Origin of the sequence: Marinomonas posidonica IVIA-Po-181 (assembly GCF_000214215.1) — a bacterium.
Taxonomy (GTDB): Bacteria; Pseudomonadota; Gammaproteobacteria; order Pseudomonadales; family Marinomonadaceae; genus Marinomonas; species Marinomonas posidonica.
This window is the reverse complement of the sequence record NC_015559.1, coordinates 1,969,863-1,993,222: the sequence shown is the minus strand read 5'-3', so window position 1 is coordinate 1,993,222 and position 23,360 is coordinate 1,969,863. Positions and strand designations below refer to the sequence as shown.

6 protein-coding genes are annotated in these 23,360 nt (G+C 45.6%); all 6 read left to right on the top strand.

Annotated elements, in window-relative coordinates; translation table 11 throughout:
• Positions 1–33: 33 nt before the first annotated feature.
• A complete protein-coding gene (locus tag MAR181_RS09320) occupies positions 34–315 on the top strand; it encodes a YeaC family protein (RefSeq protein WP_013796337.1) in 282 nt (93 codons plus the stop codon).
• On the top strand, positions 315–1,139 hold the full coding sequence (locus MAR181_RS09315) for a DUF2797 domain-containing protein (RefSeq protein WP_013796336.1): 825 nt from the start codon (positions 315–317) through the stop codon (positions 1,137–1,139). Before MAR181_RS09320 ends, MAR181_RS09315 begins: the two co-directional genes overlap by 1 nt.
• A gap of 9 nt (positions 1,140–1,148) precedes the next feature.
• Positions 1,149–3,782 carry an aminopeptidase N gene (gene pepN, locus MAR181_RS09310; protein WP_013796335.1) on the top strand — a complete coding sequence of 878 codons (2,634 nt, stop codon included), beginning with the start codon at positions 1,149–1,151 and terminating at the stop codon, positions 3,780–3,782.
• A gap of 157 nt (positions 3,783–3,939) precedes the next feature.
• The gene (locus tag MAR181_RS09305; RefSeq protein ID WP_013796334.1) at positions 3,940–5,412 is read left to right on the top strand and encodes a coiled-coil domain-containing protein; all 1,473 of its coding nucleotides are present in this window, start codon (positions 3,940–3,942) and stop codon (positions 5,410–5,412) included.
• A 265-nt stretch (positions 5,413–5,677) separates the two neighbouring features.
• Positions 5,678–7,357 (top strand): ShlB/FhaC/HecB family hemolysin secretion/activation protein, encoded by a 1,680-nt coding sequence (locus MAR181_RS09300; RefSeq protein WP_013796333.1) that lies wholly within the window; start codon positions 5,678–5,680, stop codon positions 7,355–7,357.
• A gap of 69 nt (positions 7,358–7,426) precedes the next feature.
• The gene (locus MAR181_RS09295) at positions 7,427–23,359 is read left to right on the top strand and encodes a two-partner secretion domain-containing protein (protein ID WP_013796332.1); all 15,933 of its coding nucleotides are present in this window, start codon (positions 7,427–7,429) and stop codon (positions 23,357–23,359) included.
• Position 23,360 lies beyond the last annotated feature (1 nt).

Sequence of the window (23,360 nt, the reverse complement as noted above, 5' to 3'; positions counted from 1 at the left end):
TTTTAAGCTGACTAGGTTTAAAGAGAGCTAACAATGAATTTTAAAGAAATGATCGACAATATGTCGCCTGAAGTTTACGCCAGCTTGAAGCAAGCCGTTGAACTGGGAAAGTGGCCAAATGGCGTGCGCTTAACAGAAGAGCAAAAAGAACTTTGTTTACAAGCTGTCATTACCTATGACTACAGCAATAAATCCGAGCAGCAGCGAGTAGGTTACATTGATACTCAAGTTCATAGCGGTTGTGATAGCAAGACCTCAACCAATGAGCATGAAACCATTAAATGGGTTGATGACAAAGCTGAAGGCAATTCTTAATGCTGCAAGGTGACATACGTAAAATGAAGGTTGAGGCTGTTGATGGACAAGTTAACTATCACCTCAACTTGGGTAATGACTCATTATTCGTCAACGGTTTCTTGGGCAAAAAAATCACATTGGATTTTAGCGGTGATATTCATTGCATTCATTGTCAGAAAAAAACCAACAAATCCTTTAGTCAGGGCTACTGTTTTAATTGTTTTCGTAAATTGGCCGCCTGCGATACCTGCATCATGAGTCCTGAGAAATGCCATTTCCACCATGGAACTTGCCGTGAGCCAGAGTGGGCGGAACAATTTTGCATGCAGAGTCATTATGTTTATTTGGCCAACTCTTCTGCGTTGAAAGTCGGGATTACACGTGGTGATCAACTGCCTACACGTTGGATTGATCAAGGTGCAACGCAAGCAAGGCCTTTATTTCGTGTTCAAAATCGCCGTTTATCAGGTTTGGTCGAGACCTTGTTTAAGTCTCAAGTGGCGGACAAAACGAATTGGCGAAACATGCTCAAAGGTTCGGATCTGGTTTTGGACTTGGAAGCTGAGCAAGAAAGGTTAATTGGTCAGCTTTACGAAGGCTTGGACTCCTTGCAGCAAGAGTTTGGTCTACAAGCCATTACAGATTTATCCGACCAGAATGAAACCCATGAATTTCACTATCCTGTGCTTGAATACCCAACTAAGGTAACCAGTATCAATGCTGAGAAAACACCGAGAATTGAAGGTGTACTAATGGGTATTAAGGGCCAATATTGGATCCTTGATACAGGGGTAATCAACATTCGTAAATACACCGGCTATCAAGCAACAGTCACTTTTTAGGAGAGCGTTATGAAAGAGAGTCAACCCGCCGCGATATATTTAAAAGACTACAAAGTGCCTCCTTTTCTAATTGATAAGACTGAGTTGACTTTTGAGCTGGATGAAAGCACTACGGTGGTGACATCAAAACTGCACATGCGTCGAAATCCTACGTCTACTGAAAACACTGCGCCATTAGTATTGGATGGTGGTGAAGACGTTAAGTTGATTGCAGTGGCCATGGACGATTACGTTTTACCAGAAGGTGAATATCAGCTGGTGGACAATCAACTTGTTATTACCGCAACAGCTGATAACTTTATATTGACCTGTGAAACCCTTATTGAGCCTCAAAACAACACTAAGTTAGAGGGTCTATATCGTTCTTCTTCGATGTTTTGTACTCAGTGTGAAGCCGAAGGTTTCCGACACATTACCTATTACCTTGATCGCCCTGATGTGATGTCCGTTTTTACAACGACCATTATTGCAGACAATGAGCAATACCCTGTGATGTTGTCAAACGGCAATGAAATTGAGCGCACTCAAACCGAGGAAGGAAAAACCGCTGTCGTATGGCATGACCCTTTCCCTAAACCAGCGTACTTATTTGCCTTAGTGGCAGGTAATTTGGAAGTCAAAAACGATACCTTCGTGACGCAGAGCCAGCGTGAAGTAAAATTGCAGATTTTCACCGAAGCCCACAATATTGATAAAGTCGATTACGCCATGGAAGCTTTAAAACGCTCCATGCGCTGGGACGAAGAAGTCTATGGTCGAGAATACGATCTGGACATCTTTATGATAGTCGCCGTAGATGACTTCAATATGGGTGCAATGGAGAACAAGGGCTTAAATATTTTTAACTCTTCTTGTTTGCTGGCGAGTCCTGAAACCACAACTGACGACAGCTATTTGCGAGTGGAAGCCATTGTCGCGCACGAATACTTCCATAATTGGTCTGGTAATCGCGTGACTTGTCGTGATTGGTTTCAGCTGAGCTTAAAAGAAGGTTTTACCGTATTCCGGGATCAGACTTTTTCAGCGGATATGCATTCGGCAACGGTAAAACGAGTGGAAGATGTGTCCTTTTTGAAGACGGCTCAATTTGCTGAAGACGCAGGTCCTATGGCGCATCCTGTGCGTCCCGCCTCATTTATTGAAATATCCAACTTTTATACCCTAACCGTGTATGAGAAGGGCGCAGAAATCGTGCGCATGATTCATACCTTATTGGGCGCTGAAAACTTCCGCAAAGGCTCGGATTTATATTTTGAACGTCACGATGGTCAAGCTGTAACTTGCGATGACTTTGTCGCGGCCATGGAAGCGGCATCGGGTGTCGATTTGACTCAATTTAAACGCTGGTATTCACAAGCAGGAACACCGCAAGTGCGGGTCATTGGTGAATATGATGAGAGTCAACAAAGCTACACATTGCGCTTACATCAAGACACGCCGGCCACACCAGGTCAGCCAACCAAATTGCCTTCGCACATTCCGGTACGTGTTGGCTTGCTTGACCAAGCAGGTAATCCCTTATCGGCTTCACTAGATGGTCAATCGGCTAATGAGCACTTACTGGAATTGTCACAAGCCGAACAGGTATTTGAATTTACTCAGGTGTCCTCTAAGCCAGTGCCTTCTTTGTTAAGAGGCTTTTCCGCTCCGGTGAAATTGTCTTACGAGTATTCGTCAACAGACCTATTGTTATTGTTGTCAGCAGATCAAGATGGTTTCAACCGTTGGAGTGCTGGCCAGCAATTGGCTGTGAATGAGTTGAGTCAATTGATCGAGCAAGCTGTTGCTGGGCAAACTCTGAGTTTAGAATCACAGTTAATAAATGGTTTTAACTCGTTATTAGTCGATGATTCATTGGATCCTGCTATGGTGGCTTTGATTTTGAATCTGCCAAGCCAAGCTTACTTATCTGAGTTAGCGAGTGAAATTCATCCGAATGCCATTAAACAAGCTCGTCAATACTTAAAGGCGCAGATTGCCAACGCTCTTGAGAGTGAGTTTGCTCAAACTTATCAAGCACATCGTCTTGATGGAGAATACCGTCCAGATGCTCAAGACATCGCGCATCGATCTTTGAAAAATCTGGCCTTGTCCTACTGGTTAGAGACCGACAGTGCAGAAGCCAAGTTGGCGGTTGTTGAGCAATTCGAAAGTGCCAATAATATGACAGATCAGTTTGCTGCATTGTCCATTGCGGTTCATGCTGATCACCCTCAAGCCACACAGATGCTCGATGCTTTCTATCAACAATGGCAGGACGAGCCTCTCGTGGTGAATAAGTGGTTAATGCTGAGTGCCGGTCGTGAGCAGGAAAATGCTATCGACAACATGAAATCACTAATGGAGCATGAAGCGTTTGATCTTAAAAACCCAAATAAAGTTCGATCTCTCTTAGGTGGTTTTGGTCAAAATATTTCGGCTTTCCATCATGTCGACGGCAGTGGCTATCGCTTTTTGGCCGATCAGATTTTGGTATTGGATAAGCGAAATCCACAAATTGCCTCGCGTTTGTGTACGCCTCTAACCCGTTGGAAAAAAATGACGCCAAGTCTCAGTACGCTAATGAAGGCTGAACTAGAGAGAATAATGGCCGATCAACTTTCAAAAGACGTATACGAAGTGATTTCGAAGAGTCTGGCGTAGTTTTTCTCACACTTTTATCCATGCGGTTGCCCTAAGCCAGTAAGTTAACTTACTGGCTTTTTTATACTTTTTGTAACGACTATCTTTACATCGTTTTTGCAATCTATACTTAATTCTGGCATAAGGGTGATCAACCTTAAATTTTAAGGAGTGAACGATGAAAGCACATACGGCGTTATGGGTTCCCGTTGCAGTAGGCTTAATGCTATCGGCTTGTAGTACCACATCAAGTCAAGATTCAGGTAGCGGAGAAACATCACAAGACATGGAAATGTCGACTAACCAAGGAAATGATATACCTGATCCAGAGCAAACAGCAGCTGATTCGTCTGATGTTCAAGCACTGGAAGAAGCTTTGTCAAAGAACCAGGCTGAACTTGACCGTTTAAGCTCGTTGCTGGATGAGAAAGATCAACGAATTGCACAATTAGAAACGGATGGTACCAGTGCGGAAGCCTTACTGGACCTTGAGCAAGAAAAAACCAAGCGTGATGCATTAGAGTCTCGCTATCAAGCATTACAGTTTGAGAACAGCCAGCTACAAGAACAAATCCAACAATTAAGCGCTGAAAACGCCACCCTTAATGAAAAAATAACACAATTGGTAAACGAATCCAGTCAAAGTGAAGAATGGCAGCAACACTATTTATCGGCTCTGGATGAAAAGCAAAGCTTGCAACAACAAGTGGTGCAATTACGTCAGCAAAACACCTTTCTCGCTAGCCAGTTAGCTGCTGCTCGTGAAGAGCATCAGTTGCTAAGAAAGCAATATAACCAATTATCAATTGCGCCCTCTGAATCCAATGCTCGTGAACAGGCGCAAGCAGAACAAATCTCATCACTTCAGGCTAGCATTGCGGACTATCAGGCAAAGATACGTCAGCAAGAAATGGCATTAAAAGATTACAGGGCTCAAGTTATTTCACTAGAAGGTGCCATTGATAGTCATGCTGATATGGAGGCGAGATGGTTGGCAATGGACCAAAAATTGGCAACAGCGCAAGCAAACAATACACGTTTGGCTGAGCAATTAGCGACTGCACAAGCGAGCCTGAATGAGAAGAATCAACAAGTGACCGACCTTAACGAGGCCTTGGCAAAACTTAAAAATGATCTTGGAGTGTTAGAAAACGATACCATTTCTTTGCAGGCAGAAAGTCACTCCATGGATTTACAGTTGGCCTCTAGTATTCGTGCCGTGAATTGGCAATTACCCAATGAAATGGCGCTTAACAATACCTTTGAAATCCTGGTAACGGCTTCTGTTGCCCAGCCAGTGTTAGGGCAGAGCTATGAGGCTGAGTTAATTACTGACAGTGAAATTCAAATGATCAGCAATGCTAAAGTGAGAGCCAATGTGCAAGCTGGGCGGCTACAATGGCGCTGGCGTTTGACGGGACTGAACGAAAAACCAGAAGCCGAGATGAACCTCTTAGTCCGTCAACAAATGAGTTTTAACAATCAGACCATACCTAGGCTGGTGTACCAAGAAAACCAGAGCCTAGCCTTAATCAATACCAACTTATTTGAAAAATATGGCTACTGGACCATCGCTATCTTACTGGGTCTGCTCGGTGGTTTCCTAATTGGCCGTATTGGCAAAGGCAAAGCTCCTGTGAAAGTGAGTTAGCGCGAATAAGTAACTAGCTAGTTTAAGAAAAAGCCAACTCTCATTAGAGGGTTGGCTTTTTTTTTGCTGATATTTTTACTAGCTTAAATTTTTGTTTTTAAAGTAATTATTTTATTTTCACTGTTTCAACTTCTTTCATTTGGTAAAAACAAATGAATATGAATTGTTCTCTTTCTTGTTTTGTGTAAAATAAAGTAAATCAAAGTGCGCTTAAGTGTGTTTAAGTGTAATTAAGTGAGTTTAGGTGAATTAAGTGGGATTTTAGGTGCAAAAACGGACTTTTATTACTGGGTTAACGGCATTGTATTTTGTTTGTCTATCTAACCTTTCCCTTTCTGCACAAGAAGAATCCCTTCGTAATCAAACTGATTGGCGGCTTCGTGATAAAGCCACTGAAGAAGCATTTGATAAAAGTTTAAAAGAAGCGACCCCTCCTATACAGCTACCTCAAGTACAAAGTTTGCCGCAGCCAACGGAAGAGGAAGTGTGTTTTGTTATTGATCATTTAAATATTGATGGCTTGCTATCCGATTGGGCATTAGCTCAGGGTGAACAGTATCTAGGCGAATGCGTTGGTTTTCAGACCTTAAAAGCTTATGTCCGACTGATTAATCAAAAGTTGTTGGCTGAAGGGTATGTGACATCCAGGGCGGTGTTGCCAGAACAGAATATTGCTTCTCATACGGTCAGTGTGACGATTCAAGAGGGGGTTGTTGAGCGGATTGTGTTTCCAGAGAATTACCGCTTCTTTTGGCAAAATGCTTTGCCCATAGAGGAAGGCAAGGTACTGAATTTACGCGATATGGAGCAAGCGGTTGAGCAGTTGAGTCGTCTCCAATCACAAGAAGTGGAATTTAAAATTCAACCTGGTACTTATCCAAACGCCAGTATTTTAGTGGCAGAGTTAAAGCAGACAAAACCTTGGTCGATGAATGCGTCGGTAGACGACAGTGGCAGTGTGTCTACCGGAAGATATCCACTGTCGATCAACACCACAATTGATAATTTTATCGGTGCGCAGGACGCTTTCACTGTGTCTATGTCGGCTGCAAAAGAGGGAGCGATGGGTGAATCGAATAGCCAGTCTTTTTCTTGGACTGTGCCTTTAGGTTATGGGCTTTTTGGTTATTCAAACAGTCGTTCAGATTACCGACAAATCACTGAAGGCAGTGTTAGAAGCTTTGAGTTAAGTGGTAACAGTCGGGACGATAAGTTAAGTCTTGACTATGTTGTGCTGCGCAATAATAAGGTGAAGCTAACCTTAAACAGTGCGTTAAAAACCAGACTAAGGCGAAGTTATATTGAGGATGCTGAGATTGAGGCCCAACGACGTAACCTGACAGAATTGAGCTTGGGGTTGGGTTATCGTCACTTTATTGGTCGGAATGTCTTTGATTTTTCGCTTGATGTTCACCAAGGAATAGAGGATTGGTTGGGAGCAGATAAGCTGGATCCAGATGGCGATGAAGAGACTGCTCAGCCAGATTATCGTTTCTACTCATTGTCAGTTTCATTAAGTAGCCCGTTTACTGTCTTTGGTCAGTCAATGAGTTATACGGGACGTTTGTTTGCTCAGTATGCGGACACGGCCATTTACTCCTTAGACTGGTTTTCAAACGGTGGGCGATACACAGTCAGAGGGTTTGATAGCGATGAATCATTAAGTGCAGAACATGGTTGGCGCTTAAAAAATGATGTCACGCTGCCTTTGAAGATAATGGAATCCTCGTTTTCTCCGTATTTAGGGTTAGATGTTGGACAAGTGTCCGGTGATGGAGCTGAAGAAGAAACAAGTCGTACCTTAATGGGGTTAACCTTTGGTTTGAAAGGGCAGGCGATGGGCATGAATTATGACCTCTCTGTTTCTGAACCCTTTATTGAATATGGCCCATACGCTAAAGCGCATGATTATAAAGTCAGTGCAATGTTATCTGCTCAATTTTGAGCAGAACGTGGTTAATGTTGCTGAAATCATATTGTATTGAAAGAAAGTATAAACTTAAGGAAGAGATTTATGTTGACATTACTGCGAGTCATCAAACATTGCATTTCTGACATTGTTCCATGGCCAAAAAAGCCTGTTCGCCGTGCTTCTTATAAAATACAGCCCCTAAAGCTTGTTTCATCCTCTTCTCATGTTTCACTCTTGTCGCCTTGCCGACGAAACCAAAAATACATCGCTCAGATTATGTTGTCGGCGTACTTGTCTGCGCCTGGTGTCTTGTTGGCACAGGGTGCGACTGCTGCCTCAAACAGCGCACATGCACCAGCATTTGATACTTCAGCCAGCGGCATTCCAATCGTCAACATCAATGCGCCTTCTTCAAAAGGCGTGTCTCGTAACGAATATGAAACACTCAATGTCGAAAGCAAAGGCCTGATCTTTAACAACGCCACCGACATCGCCAAAACCGAACTCGCTGGTTACATAGACGGCAATGCCCGTTTAGGGGGCAAGAGCGCCAGCATCATTCTCAATGAAGTGACCGGCAACAGTCGCAGTGCCTTGAACGGCTACATGGAAATCGCAGGGAAGTCCGCAGAGCTGATCATCGCCAACCAAAATGGCATCACCTGTAATGGCTGTGGTTTCATCAATACTACCCGTGGCACCTTGACCACAGGGCAAGCCTTGTTTGATGGTGCGGGTGGCTTGTCGGGCTTTGATGTGTCCCGTGGCGACATCGCCATTACCGGCCAGGGGCTAAACGATACCAACACCGACGAATTGGATATCTTGGCGCGCAGTGTCAAACTCAATGCCAAACTCTGGGCCGATAACGTCACCATCATTACCGGTGACAACCGCATTAACTATCAAGACAAGTCCGTCACCGCTCGATCCAGTGGGGAACGGGAAGAATTCGCGTTGGATGTGGCGGCCATTGGCGGCATGTACGCCAACCGCATTCGCTTGATTGGTACCGAAAAAGGTTTAGGGGTCAATTTGGGCGGTGAAGTCAAAGCCGTCGACGACATGGTGTTGGATACCCAAGGCAACCTTGTTCACAGTGCCACCTTAAGTGCTGATGCGGTTAGGATTCAGGCCAATAACATCGAGAACACAGGGGCCATTCTGGCCAACCGCCTCACCATAGACAGTACAGAAGAAATGACTAACAAGGGGGCGGATGCCTCCATCCAAGCCACCAGTGCGATGGCTCTGAAAACACAAACCTTACAGAATCTTGATGGTGCCAAACTGCTTAGTCAAAACGGAGACGTGGGCCTAACCAGCCACCATTTTGAGAACCAAGGCACAGTCGCAGGGAAGACACTTAAGGTCGACACCAGCACCCTAAACAATACTGGGGAAAGCAGCCAGATTTTTGCTGTGGATCAATTGACGCTCACCACCACGGGGGACCTAACCAATCAGGATGGCGCTACCGTCGCGTCCGATGATCAATTAACCATAACAGCACAAGGGCAACTGACCAACCTCACCGGGGCCATTGAGTCCTTAGAGACATTGAACATCGAAGCACAAAGCCTCATCAATACGGGGAGCCTCTCAACACAAAACGACGCCTTGATTCTCACGACAGGGCAAGTGGATAACCAAGGCATCTTAGCGGGCAAAGGCATCACGATTAATGCCACCGAACTGACTAACAGTACTGCAAACGGGAAAATCTACTCAACGGATAAACTCGATCTAACCATTTTAGGTAATATTACTAACCAAGACGGAGCGTTAGTTCATGCGGACACCGATCTGATCTTGGAGGTCGAAGGTAATTTAACCAATACAGATGCCACCATTGAAGCCTTGAGTCAGGTCAATATTACAGGTCAAGACCTCACTTCTTCCGGCACTATTCTCGCTCAAAGCGGAGCCTTGACGATCAATAGTGGCGATCTGGTTAACCAAGGCGCGCTGGCAGGCAAAGGCATCACCATTGATGCGACAGGACTGAGCAACAGCACGGCAAGCGGTAAGATTTACTCAACCGATGCCGTAATACTAAATGTTGAAGGTACCCTCATTAACGAAGACAGTGCCTTAGTTCATGCCGATTCAACGTTAACGTTAGACGCCGAAGGCAACCTCACGAATACTGACAGCACCATTGAAGCGCTCAATGAGATCGACATCACAGTGGAAAATGTCACCAGTTCCGGTACCGTCTTAGCGCAAGATGGAAGCTTAACAATAGATACCAATCAAGTTACTAACCAAGGCACCTTAGCTGGCAAAGGCATCATTGTTAACGCCAATGCTCTGACCAACAGCACAGCAAACGGAAAACTCTATTCAACCGACAAGCTTGATCTCAACATCGCTGGAAACGTGACGAATGCAGACGGTGCGTTACTTCACGCGAACACCGGATTAACATTGGATGCAGGTGATGACACCGCCTCGGGTGAATTGACCAATACTGACTCCACCATTGAAGCCTTGAATCAGGTTGATATTAAGAGTCAGAACTTGACCAGTTCAGGGACGATCCTTGCGCAAAATGAAGCGCTCAACATTGAGACGAATCAAGTGGATAACCAAGGCACGCTGGCAGGCAAAGGGATCACTATTAATGCCACCGAACTGACCAACAGCACGGCAAACGGAAAAGTCTATTCAACAGACCAACTTGGCCTCAACATCACAGGCGACGTGACCAATACAAACGGTGCTTTAGTTCACGCCAATACTGATTTGGCCTTAGACGCCGAAGGCAACGTCACCAATACAGGTTCCACCATAGAAGCCTTGGATCAGATCGATATCAAGAGTCAGAATCTGACCAGTACTGGAACGGTTTTAGCGCAAGATGGTACTTTAACCATCCAAACCAACCAAGTTGATAACCAAGGCACGTTGGCGGGCAAAGGCATCACCATTGATGCGACAGGACTGAGCAACAGTACTGCAAACGGGAAAGTCTACTCAACGGACAAACTCGATCTAACCATTTTAGGTAATATTACTAACCAAGACGGTGCGTTACTTCACGCGAACACCGGATTAACATTGGATGCAGGTGATGACACCGCCTCGGGTGAATTGACCAATACAGACTCCACCATCGAAGCCTTGAGTCAGGTTAATATTAAGAGCCAGAATTTGACCAGCTCTGGGACAATCCTTGCGCAAAATGAAGCGCTTAACATTGAAACGAATCAAGTTACCAACCAAGGCACCTTAGCGGGTAAAGGCATCACCATCGATGCGACAGGACTGAGCAACAGCACGGCAAACGGAAAAGTCTATTCAACAGACCAACTTGGCCTCAACATCACAGGCGACGTGACCAATACAAACGGTGCTTTAGTACACGCTAATACTGATTTGGCCTTAGACGCCGAAGGCAACGTCACCAATACAGGTTCCACCATAGAAGCCTTGGATCAGATCGATATCAAGAGTCAGAATCTGACCAGTACTGGAACGGTTTTAGCGCAAGATGGTACTTTAACCATCCAAACCAACCAAGTTAATAACCAAGGCACCTTAGCGGGCAAAGGCATCATTGTTAACGCCAATGCTCTGACCAACAGCACAGCAAACGGCAAAATTTACTCAACCGATGCAGTAGATCTGAATATTCAAGGAAATATCACCAACCAAGACAGTGCCTTAGTTCATGCCGATTCAACGTTAATGTTAGACGCCGATGGCAACCTCACGAATACTGACAGCACCATCGAAGCGCTCAATGAGATCGACATTACAGCGGAAAATGTAACCAGTTCTGGCACAGTCTTAGCGCAAGATGGTGCTCTAACCATCCAAACCAACCAGGTTGACAACCAAGGCACCTTAGCGGGTAAAGGCATCACGATTAACGCCACGGAACTGACCAACAGAACGGCGAGCGGTAAAGTTTATTCAACTGACAAACTTGATCTCAACATCACAGGCGACGTGACCAATACAAACGGTGCTTTAGTTCACGCCAATACTGATTTGGCCTTAGACGCCGAAGGCAACGTCACCAATACAGGTTCCACCATAGAAGCCTTGGATCAGATCGATATCAAGAGTCAGAATCTGACCAGTACTGGAACGGTTTTAGCGCAAGATGGTACTTTAACCATCCAAACCAACCAAGTTAATAACCAAGGCACCTTAGCGGGCAAAGGCATCATTGTTAACGCCAATGCTCTGACCAACAGCACAGCAAACGGCAAAATTTACTCAACCGATGCAGTAGATCTGAATATTCAAGGAAATATCACCAACCAAGACAGTGCCTTAGTTCATGCCGATTCAACGTTAATGTTAGACGCCGATGGCAACCTCACGAATACTGACAGCACCATCGAAGCGCTCAATGAGATCGACATTACAGCAGAAAATGTAACCAGTTCTGGCACAGTCTTAGCGCAAGATGGTGCTCTAACCATCCAAACCAACCAGGTTGACAACCAAGGCACCTTAGCGGGTAAAGGCATCACGATTAACGCCACGGAACTGACCAACAGAACGGCGAGCGGTAAAGTTTATTCAACTGACAAACTTGATCTCAACATCACAGGCGACGTGACCAATACAAACGGTGCTTTAGTTCACGCCAATACTGATTTGGCCTTAGACGCCGAAGGCAACGTCACGAATACAGGTTCCACCATAGAAGCCTTGAGTCAGGTTGATATTAAGAGTCAGAATCTGACTAGCTCGGGGACGATCCTTGCGCAAAATAAAGCGCTTAACATTGAGACGAATCAAGTTACCAACCAAGGCACCTTAGCGGGTAAAGGCATCACCATCGATGCGACAGGACTGACCAACCGCACAGCAAACGGCAAACTCTATTCAACCGACAAGCTTGATTTTAACATTACAGGCGACATGACGAATGCAGACGGTGCTTTAGTTCACGCCGACAGCAGTATGACCTTAGACGCTGATGGAAACCTGATAAACACTGACTCCACCATCGAAGCGCTCAATGAAATCGACATCACAGCGGAAAATGTAACCAGTTCCGGTACTGTTCTAGCACAAGATGGTGCCCTAACCATCCAAACCAACCAAGTTGACAACCAAGGCACCTTAGCGGGTAAAGGCATCACGATTAATGCCACGGAACTGACCAACAGAACGGCGAGCGGTAAGATTTACTCAACCGATGCAGTAGGTCTGAATATTCAAGGAAATATCACCAACCAAGACAGTGCCTTAGTTCATGCCGATTCAACGTTAATGTTAGACGCCGATGGCAACCTCACGAATACTGACAGCACCATCGAAGCGCTCAATGAGATCGACATTACAGCGGAAAATGTAACCAGTTCTGGCACAGTCTTAGCGCAAGATGGTGCTCTAACCATCCAAACCAACCAGGTTGACAACCAAGGCACCTTAGCGGGTAAAGGCATCACGATTAACGCCATGGAACTGAGCAACAGCACGGCTAATGGCAAAGTTTACTCAACAAAAAATCTTGATCTAAACATCGCTGGAAACGTGACGAATACAGGCGGAGCGTTACTCCACGCGAACACCGGATTAACATTGGATGCAGGTGATGACACCGCCTCGGGTGAATTGACCAATACAGATGCCACGATTGAAGCCTTGAATCAGGTTGATATAAAGAGTCAGAATCTGACCAGCTCAGGGACGATCCTTGCGCAAAATGAAGCGCTCAATATTGAAACTAACCAAGTTGACAACCAAGGTACGCTGGCGGGTAAAGGCATCACAATTAACGCCACGGAACTGACCAACAGAACGGCGAGCGGTAAGATTTACTCAACCGATGCAGTAGATCTGAATATTCAAGGAAATATCACCAACCAAGACAGTGCCTTAGTTCATGCCGATTCAACGTTAATGTTAGACGCCGATGGCAACCTCACGAATACTGACAGTACCATTGAAGCGCTTAATGAGATCGACATCACCGCGAAAAACGTCACCAGTTCCGGTACCGTCTTAGCGCAAGATGGTGCTTTAATCATCCAAACTAACCAAGTTGACAACCAAGGCACGCTGGCGGGTAAAGGTATCACCATCGATGCGACAGGACTGAGTAACAGCACGGCGAGCGGTAAAGTTTACTCAACAGACAAGCTTGATCTCAACATCACAGGCGACGTGACGAATACAGACGGTGCTTTAGTTCACGCCGACAGCGAAATGACTCTGGATGCCGATGGCAATCTGATAAACACTGACTCCACCATCGAAGCGCTCAATGAAATCGACATCACAGCGGAAAATGTAACCAGTTCCGGTACTGTTCTAGCACAAGATGGTGCCCTAACCATCCAAACCAACCAAGTTGACAACCAAGGTACGTTGGCGGGCAAAGGCATCACGATTAATGCCACGGAACTGACCAACAGAACGGCGAGCGGTAAGATTTACTCAACCGATGCAGTAGATCTGAATATTCAAGGAAATATCACCAACCAAGACAGTGCCTTAGTTCATGCCGATTCAACGTTAATGTTAGACGCCGATGGCAACCTCACGAATACTGACAGTACCATTGAAGCGCTTAATGAGATCGACATCACCGCGAAAAACGTCACCAGTTCCGGTACGGTATTAGCACAAGATGGTGCTCTAACGATTCAAACCAACCAAGTTGACAACCAAGGTACGTTGGCAGGCAAAGGCATCACGATTAATGCCACCGAACTGACCAACAGTACCGCAAACGGGAAAATCTATTCAACCGACCAACTTGATCTCAACATCACAGGTAATGTGACGAATGCAGATGGAGCTTTAGTTCATGCCGACAGCGAAATGACTCTGGATGCCGATGGCAATTTAATCAATACAGATGCCACCATCGAAGCCTTGAGTCAGGTTAATATTAAGAGCCAGAATTTGACCAGCTCCGGGACGATTCTTGCGCAAAATGAAAGCTTAACAATACACACCAATCAAGTTACCAACCAAGGCACCTTAGCGGGCAAAGGCATCATTGTTAACGCCAATGCTCTGACCAACAGCACAGCAAACGGGAAAATCTACTCAACAGACAAGCTTGATCTCAACATTACAGGCGACGTGACGAATGCAGACGGTGCTTTAGTTCATGCCGACAGCGAAATGACTCTGGATGCCGATGGCAATTTAACCAATACAGATGCCACCATTGAAGCCTTGAGTCAGGTCGATATTAAGAGCCAGAATTTGACCAGCTCCGGGACGATTCTTGCGCAAAATGAAAGCTTAACAATACACACCAATCAAGTTACCAACCAAGGCACCTTAGCGGGCAAAGGCATCATTGTTAACGCCAATGCTCTGACCAACAGCACAGCAAACGGGAAAATCTACTCAACAGACCAACTTGATCTGAACATCATAGGTGACGTGACGAATACTGGCGGAGCGTTACTTCACGCGAACACCGGATTAACATTGGATGCAGGTGATGACACCGCCTCGGGTGAATTGACCAATACAGATGCCACGATTGAAGCCTTGAATCAGGTTGATATTAAGAGTCAGAACCTGACTAGTTCCGGTACGGTATTAGCACAAGATGGTGCTCTAACGATTCAAACCAACCAAGTTGACAACCAAGGTACGTTGGCAGGCAAAGGCATCACGGTTAATGCCACCGAACTGACCAACAGTACCGCAAACGGGAAAATCTATTCAACCGACCAACTTGATCTCAACATCACAGGTAATGTGACGAATGCAGATGGAGCTTTAGTTCATGCCGACAGCGAAATGACTCTGGATGCCGATGGCAATTTAATCAATACAGATGCCACCATCGAAGCCTTGAGTCAGGTTAATATTAAGAGCCAGAATTTGACCAGCTCCGGGACGATTCTTGCGCAAAATGAAAGCTTAACAATACACACCAATCAAGTTACCAACCAAGGCACCTTAGCGGGCAAAGGCATCACCATCGATGCGACAGGACTGAGCAACAGCACGGCGAGCGGCAAGATCTACTCAACAGACAAGCTTGATCTCAACATTATAGGCGACGTGACGAATGCAGACGGTGCTTTAGTTCATGCCGACAGCGAAATGACTCTGGATGCCGATGGCAATTTAACCAATACAGATGCCACCATTGAAGCCTTGAGTCAGGTCGATATTAAGAGCCAAAACCTGACCAGTTCCGGGACGATCCTTGCGCAAAATAAAGCGCTCAATATTGAAACCAACCAAGTTGATAACCAAGGCACGTTGGCGGGCAAAGGCATCACCATCGATGCGACAGGACTGAGCAACAGCACGGCGAGCGGTAAAGTTTACTCAACAGACAAGCTTGATCTCAACATCACAGGCGATGTGGCGAATAAAGAGGGTGCACTGATTCATGCAGGAACACAGTTAACCTTTGATGTGGAAGGTAACCTTACGAATTCGAATAGTGATATTGAGGCTGTTCAAGGCATTGAGGTTAACAGCCATCAGTTTGTAAATTCTGGTTCAGTTTTAGCTCAAAATCAGTCATTGATTATTGAAACGGAGCATTTAGATAATAAGAGTCGCCTTTCTGGGCATGATTTGGAAATTAATTCTGCTTCACTTTTAAACAATACGGCCAGCAGTGAATTGTTATCGACTAACGACCTCACGTTGAAAATAGATAATGATTTAAAAAATGAAAATGGCGCGTCGATCAAAGCGAATAATGTATTAACCATTGATACCAAAGGCAATTTCTACAATCTTGATGCCAATGTTGAATCGCTTAATGACATTAAGATTGTTGCTCAACGCGTCAGTAATAACGCTAACGGCGTACTTTATGCTAAAAATGGCACGTTAGACATAGACGCCTCGTCCAGTCTGTCTAATACCGGTGGGATTGCTGGAAACAATGTTGCTATCCATGCCAATGCTTTGGGGAATAAGGGTAGCAATGCACTAATATTAGGGCGCAATGACTTATCTATCGTTACCAATGGCAACATTAATAATGAGAACGGTGGTGTTCTATATAGCTTTAATACAGGAAACTTAAAAACAAACAGTACCTTGTTAAACAGTTCTTCGACCATTGAGACTGGTGGGAATCTCATCATTAACGCGAAAAAATTGCTAAACAAAAAACGTTTATTTAGCGTTAAAAAAACAGTTACTACAAAAAATCATAATAATGTCAGCTTTAGTGCCCCTAGTGGATACTATGATGCAAAACGTAATTATACCGAAACCATTACCAATTATTCTGTGTCTGCTGATAGTAAACAGGGCTACATACTGTCCGGTGGTAATATCAGCATCAATGCGTACATTGATAACTTGTATTCCACTATTAGTGCAGTAGGAAATCTGAATTTTAATTCAGGGCAAGTCAATAATGTTAGCTCAGTTGTCACCAATAAAAATGTTAAAAAAGGAACCGATTATCTCTATAGAACCTGGAAATCATGTAAACGAAACTGGTACGGCAAGAAAAAATGTAAAAGAAAATATGAAACGAAAACACGTGGTTATAATAAAACAGTAAATAATACAAAAACATTGGCCTCTGCTACTTTTACTGCTGGCGGAAAGATAACCGGTAAAGCCGGAAACGTATCAAATGTTGGCTCAGTGGATGAAATTATTACTGCCTCAATCGATGATTCAGATTCCACATCCATTGCGCAAACAGAATTGGCTGCAAGCACGACAAAATCCGATGACACGTCCCTTACCCAAACAGAATTGGCTGCAAGCGCGACCGAGTCAGGTGATACTACCCATGCTCAAACGCAATTGAATGCAAGCACGACAAAATCCGATGACACGTCCCTTACCCAAACAGAATTGGCTGCAAGCGCGACCGAGTCAGGTGATACTACCCATGCTCAAACGCAATTGAATGCAAGCACGACAAAATCCGATGACACGTCCCTTACCCAAACAGAATTGAATGCAAGCACGACCGAGTTAGATGGAACATCCATTGCCCAAGCAAAATTGAATGCAAGTACAACCGAGTCAGATTCCACATCCATTGCCCAAACTCAATTGGCGGCAAGCACAACCGAGTCAGATGACACATCCATTGCTCAAACTCAATTGAATGAAAGTATGTCCGAAGAAAGGGACTCTGGAGACTCTGCGTCTTCTGATAAATCTCAACCGGCAATGGCTGATAAGCAAGATACACCATCGGTGAATAAGCTGGATTTAAACATTATTAAATCCCGTCGAGACGAGATATTTAAAGACCTAAGTGTCGATGAATTTGTTCAAAGTGCTCTTTTCTCGGCGTCGGAGAACCCGGAATCAGGTTACCTAGTCCAAACTAATCCATTATTCACCAATTATAAAACCTTCATCTCATCCGATTACCTACTCAATAAGATGATAGGAGATGATCAGGGCAGAACCGGTAAAACGGCTTCACGTTTAGGAGATGGTTATTTAGAACAAAAACTGGTAAGAGATCAGATTTTATCCTACACAGGTTATCAAAACTTGCCTGAACAAGTGGACATAGAATCCACCTATGCGGCCTTAATGGACAACGCTCTAGAGGAGTATGAAGACCTTAAGTTAAGTCCGGGGGTTGAGTTAGGCTATGGGCAAATTGCCAAGTTAACGCAACCAATCGTCTGGATGGTCGAAGAAACGGTTCAAACGGCCAGCGGGCCGCAGCAAGCCTTAGTTCCTAAAGTCTATTTTCCGAATGTTTCAGACATGGTGCTGAGATCCGATGGATCGTTAATTGCGGCCAATACAATTGATATTGACGTGGACGGTGATATTGCCAACTCAGGGACCATGATGGCGAGTGTTGACCTATCCTTACAGGGCGACAATATCACTAACAGTGGCTCAATGAGTGCAGGCAGTGAGGCTTCACTAAAGACAACAGGCGACATACATAATAGCGGTAATCTGCAGGCGGGCGGCACCTTAAGTTTAGTGGCGGGTGGCAACATCACCAGTGAAACCCAGAGTCAAACTATCAATACACAATCTGGCTCCTTTTCAAGTACTCAAACCTTGGTAGGGGAAACCGCATCATTACAGGGTGGGAATATTAAGCTAGTAGCGGGTAACGATATTAGTTTAATTGGCAGTAACTTGAATGCTGATGATCAAATTTTTGCCGAGGCCGGAAACAACTTTACCCTTGCAAGTCTTGAAGTGACCGATAGCAACAAGGCGGGAAGTTACTTTAGTGATTCTAGCACAATTCATCAGGTTAGCTCATTATCGGCAAACAATCTTCAGCTCAACGCGGGTAACACGTTAACCAGTGAGGGCGCTCAGCTTATCGCTCAGGAGGATTTGACCTTATCCGCTGGCAACATTGATTTACTCGCAGCAAAAGACACTAAAGATAGCTACAGCTTTGTTGGCCGTGGCGGTAACACCACTGAAACCCGCACTCATAATGAAAGTATCACGGGCACCGACTTGAGTGCTGGCGGCACTTTGACTTTGGTGAGCCAGAACGACATCTTTTCCAAAGGGTCCACTCTGAGCGGTGATGAGGGCATTGCATTAGCCGCAGGCGGTGATGTGGTGTTGGCCACAGAGACAGCGCACAACTCATCCTATGAGCAAGTGAAAAAGAAAACATCAAGCTCCTGGGGGTCTTCTAAACGTTCCACCACGACAACGACCTCTGAGAGTCTGAGCAACCAAGGTACCAATCTCGCCTCTGGTGGGAACATAAGCATCGCCAGCGGGAACGATCTGGTGTTGTCGGGTTCCAAAGCTAGCGCGGATGGCAACGTTAGCTTGCAAGCAGATGGTGATATCCAGCTGCTGAGTGCCGTGGACCAAACGTCCAACCGTTACCAGAAACAGAAAAAAGGCACTTTTAAGGTCAAAACCAAAGACCAAGGTGCGATCAAACAAACGGCGGTCACCAGTGATCTTATTAGCGGTGGCAATGTCAGCTTAAACAGCGGCAGCAACATCACCTTGGAAGGCGCTATCTTGGCCGCTAAGAACATCTTGTCCATTGGCACCGAGGCGGTGACGCAGAACGCCCAAGGGCAATACGTGAACGCCGACGGCGAACAAGCGGGTAACGTCAACATTACCACTCAGGCGTTAGAAAACAGTGAGTGGAGTAAATCGTCCTCCAGCTTCCGAGGCGTGTTTAAAGACATTGTCAAAGGTATCGCAGCGGTGGTATCTGTCGGGACAGCGGGTCTTGTGCATGGGGAAATCAAGGTGGGTGAATCCGATGCCACCCGTACGGATACTCTCACACAACAAAGCAGCACCTTGGCGGCTACCGATCTAGACCTGACCGCGCAACAAGACCTGACGCTCATCGGAGCACAGGTGGCGGTGACCGATACTGCCAACTTAACGGCACAAAATGTCACCATTGATGCGGCGCAAGAGCGTAGCGTTACTACCACTTCTCACACGGATCAAACCGTCTCTGGTGAGGCCGCCAGCTTCTCTTCGGAAAAAGGTGAGTTGACGTTGGCCAGCCTGACCGAAACAGATCAAACTGAACGCACCACCACCACGGCTAACACCTGGGCGGGCTCAAATTTACAAGCGGGTAACCTGAACATTCAGGCGACTAACAATGTCGCCATCATAGCCAGTGATGTCAGCGTACAGAACGATGCTAAGATCGAAGGCAAGAATATCTTGGTTGGCGGTCGTGAAGACACCCTCGATACTACCCACGACAGCATCACCAAAACCAAGACCTTAACCGTGGGTGTGAAAAACGCTTATGCGGACATCTACTTGGCGGTGCGAGCCTTGGATCAAGCCAAAGACGCTGTGAAAGACGCCAAAGCCGCCTATAAAGAAGCCAAACAAAAAGTGGCAGAGGGCAAGCTTCCGAAAAACGATCTGGATTTCTACAAAGCCAACCTAGCCGTTGCCACGGCCAATGTGGCCAGTGCCACCACGGCGGTAGTGGCTTCCGGTGCGGCCGCTGCGGCGGCCGCCGCAACCAGCGCGGGAACGGGCTTTTACGCCACGGCGGGCGTCACCACGCAAACCGACACCACTTCCACCACGACCAGCCAAGGTCAATGGCAGGGGTCTAGCATTCAGGTGGGTGGTAATACCAGCCTGACCAGTGATAACAACTTGAATGTTGAAGGGTCTGCCATTGCGACGGCTGGGCAGCTTGCGCTGAATGCCAGCAACATCAATATTACCGCGGGCAAAAACACCTACACCGAAAGTACGGAAAGCCACAGTGAAGGAAGCAGTGCCAGCTACAGTACCAACAGCGGCTTCAGTGGTAGTGTCAATGCCAGCAAAAGCAGCAGTGACAGCCAAAGTATCCAATACAGCAATAGCCAATTATCTGCTGGTAGCTTGGTCAGCAACAGTGATAGCCTGACCATTGAAGGGGGTAATCTGGATGCGGGCAGTATTGACATCACCACAGACCAGCTTGTTGTAACCAGCCTGCAAGATACCTCTAGTAGTTCGAGCAAAAGCCTAGGTGGCAATGTTGGTGTCGGTGGTGGCAGTGTAAGCAGTGTTGGCATCAACGCTAGCCAAAGTGCAGCGGAACGGGCTTGGGTCGCTCAACAAAGTGGCATTACTGGTGGCCAAGTCAAGATCAAAGCCAAAGACACTCAGCTGACGGGCGCGGTATTGGCTTCAACCAATGCCCAAGGGGAAGACAATGGCCAGCTGACACTGACCACTGACACCTTAAAAGTGTCCAATATCGAAGACATTGATGAGAGTAAAAACTTAGGCATTAGCCTGTCTGGTAGTAAAAACAGCACCAGCATTGGGGCTAACTTCGATGGGTATGAAAAAGCCCAAACCACCAAGGCGACCATTGGTCTGGGCAATGTTACGGTCGGTGGCACAGACATTGATGAACAAACAGCCTTTGCCGACCTAAATCGAGACGTCATCAACAGCCAAGAAATCACTAAAGACGTTGAACGTGGTGGCTTAAACGCCAACCTTACGGTGGACAACAACATGTTGACGGAATCGGGTCGTCAGAAGATTGCGAATGACTTTACCGATACCTATGAACATGGTGAAGACATAGGTCGAGCGCTCGCGACAGTCAACGATAAAGACGATTTAGGCTTGTTAAATCTTGGGGAAACCCTCGCGAACAATGCCAAAGGTACACAGCTTAAAAACGACCTGTTACGCAATCCTGAGAATGCCGAGATACTGGCAGGGCTTAAGAGCGATAACGAAGAAGAATACAACCAAGCCGTCGTAGCGTTAGGGCATTTGGCGCAGGACAAATTTGGGTTAGAGCTAAGTGAAATCAATCTCTATGACGGTAAAGAAACCACCAGTAGTTCCTTAGCTGATACCGGCTTAGTGGATGTCAAAGGTGGTGTGGTTGTCGATACAGACAGCAGCGAAGCGGGCAAGATGTATCTTGACGTGAACGGAGAAAGTAAAACCAGCCAAATTGACACCTTGGGTCATGAAGTGCTGGAAACACAAGATTTTCAGGGTAAAGGCAACGGCATCCTCTTTAGCAATAGCGAAGATACTCAGGAAGCTTTGGGTGATGCCTTTGGTAACCAACTGGCTGATCGCATCAACCAAGCCGCGGGTGGTGACTTAGATAGCACCGGAGGCAGTGACTTCAATCAACGACAAGTGGCCAGCTACAGCGTTCAGCAAGGCACCAATAATGCGAATAAAGTTGGCAATGCCGAAGTCGATCACAGGCAGCTTTATGCATCAGAAATTCTTGCGATTAAAGATGTGAGTAAAGGCTATGCGGAGCAAGCTGGCATCACTCAAAACAATGCCGAAAAAGTCTTAGGAGATAACTTACGTTATTACGTGGATAAGGATTTCCAAGAGAAAGCCAAAGCCAGTGGTTTTGTGCCAGACGACAGTGTATTGGAAGTGTTGGCTGAGTCGTTAGAGGGCGATGATTACATAGCGAACTTAAATGATGTTCCTGTTGTAAGTGATGAGGATTCCTACAGTAACAATGAGATTACCGAAGCGATAAAGCAATATGGAGAGACTTATACCGATACGTTTGAGGATAGAACTATTGGTGCTGAACCGCTTTTAGGGGATGCAATATCTCAGTCTGGAGACGATCAAATTGTTAGGGAATATTATGATCAACATAACCCTAGATCGGTTTCTATTACCGATTTACCAGAACAAGTGTCTGGTGAAGCGTTATCACTGTTACACAGTGCCAATGAATTGGTCGGTGATGTTGCTCAAGGTGCAGTAGCCCTCGTTGCCAACCCAGAAGAGACAACAAAACAAGCGGCATCAGGGATGATGAATACGCTTAATGCCTTAAAACATCCAGAAGAAATGTTTGCTGATAGCGATGACGCTAGCATAGAAGCGGAACTGGATAGACGAGATATCTTTGGTACAGATGCTTTTAATGCTGGATACAATCAGGCCCAATCGGATGCTTCGGTGATAGGAAAGGTTGGCGAGATAAGCGGTGCTCTTGTGCCAGAATTATATCTAGGTAAGCCAGCCGTTGTTGTGAAAGAGGTAGTAGAGCAAGCTGCGAAAAAGACCGAAGTAGCGATTAATTCTGAAAGAGACAATTTTAAGTTTGATAGCGATAGTTGTGCTCTAACTACCTGTAATGGATATGTAAACGCCTCTAAAATTAACGAAGTAGCGAATACAATTAAGAAGAATGATCAGACACAAACACAACAAACCCTAGTAGAAGATATAATTAATAACGGCGATCAAAGTGGTGTAAAAACGGAAGCGTTAACCAGTGACCTTTTGGCACAATCAGGCTATAGAGAGCTAAGTGGTAATAAATATGCAGGAGAGAAAGGTTTAGATCATATTGTACAAGATAAAGACGGTGTTACGATGGTTGTGGTAGATTCAAAACAACTCAATAAATCAGGAGGCACTCAGCTAGGTAAAAGTGGTGATAGTGAAGCCCCAACGATACAGTTAAGTTCACAATGGCTAGAAACAACAGCGGGTCGCTTACCAGATGGCGAAGCAAAAACAGCGCTAACACAAGCAATAAAAAATGGAGCTCCAATCAAATCTGTGATTACAGCCGTCGATAAAAAGACCGGTGATGTGAAAATTGTGCCGGTGAAAGTTGACACAACATCGAAGTAAT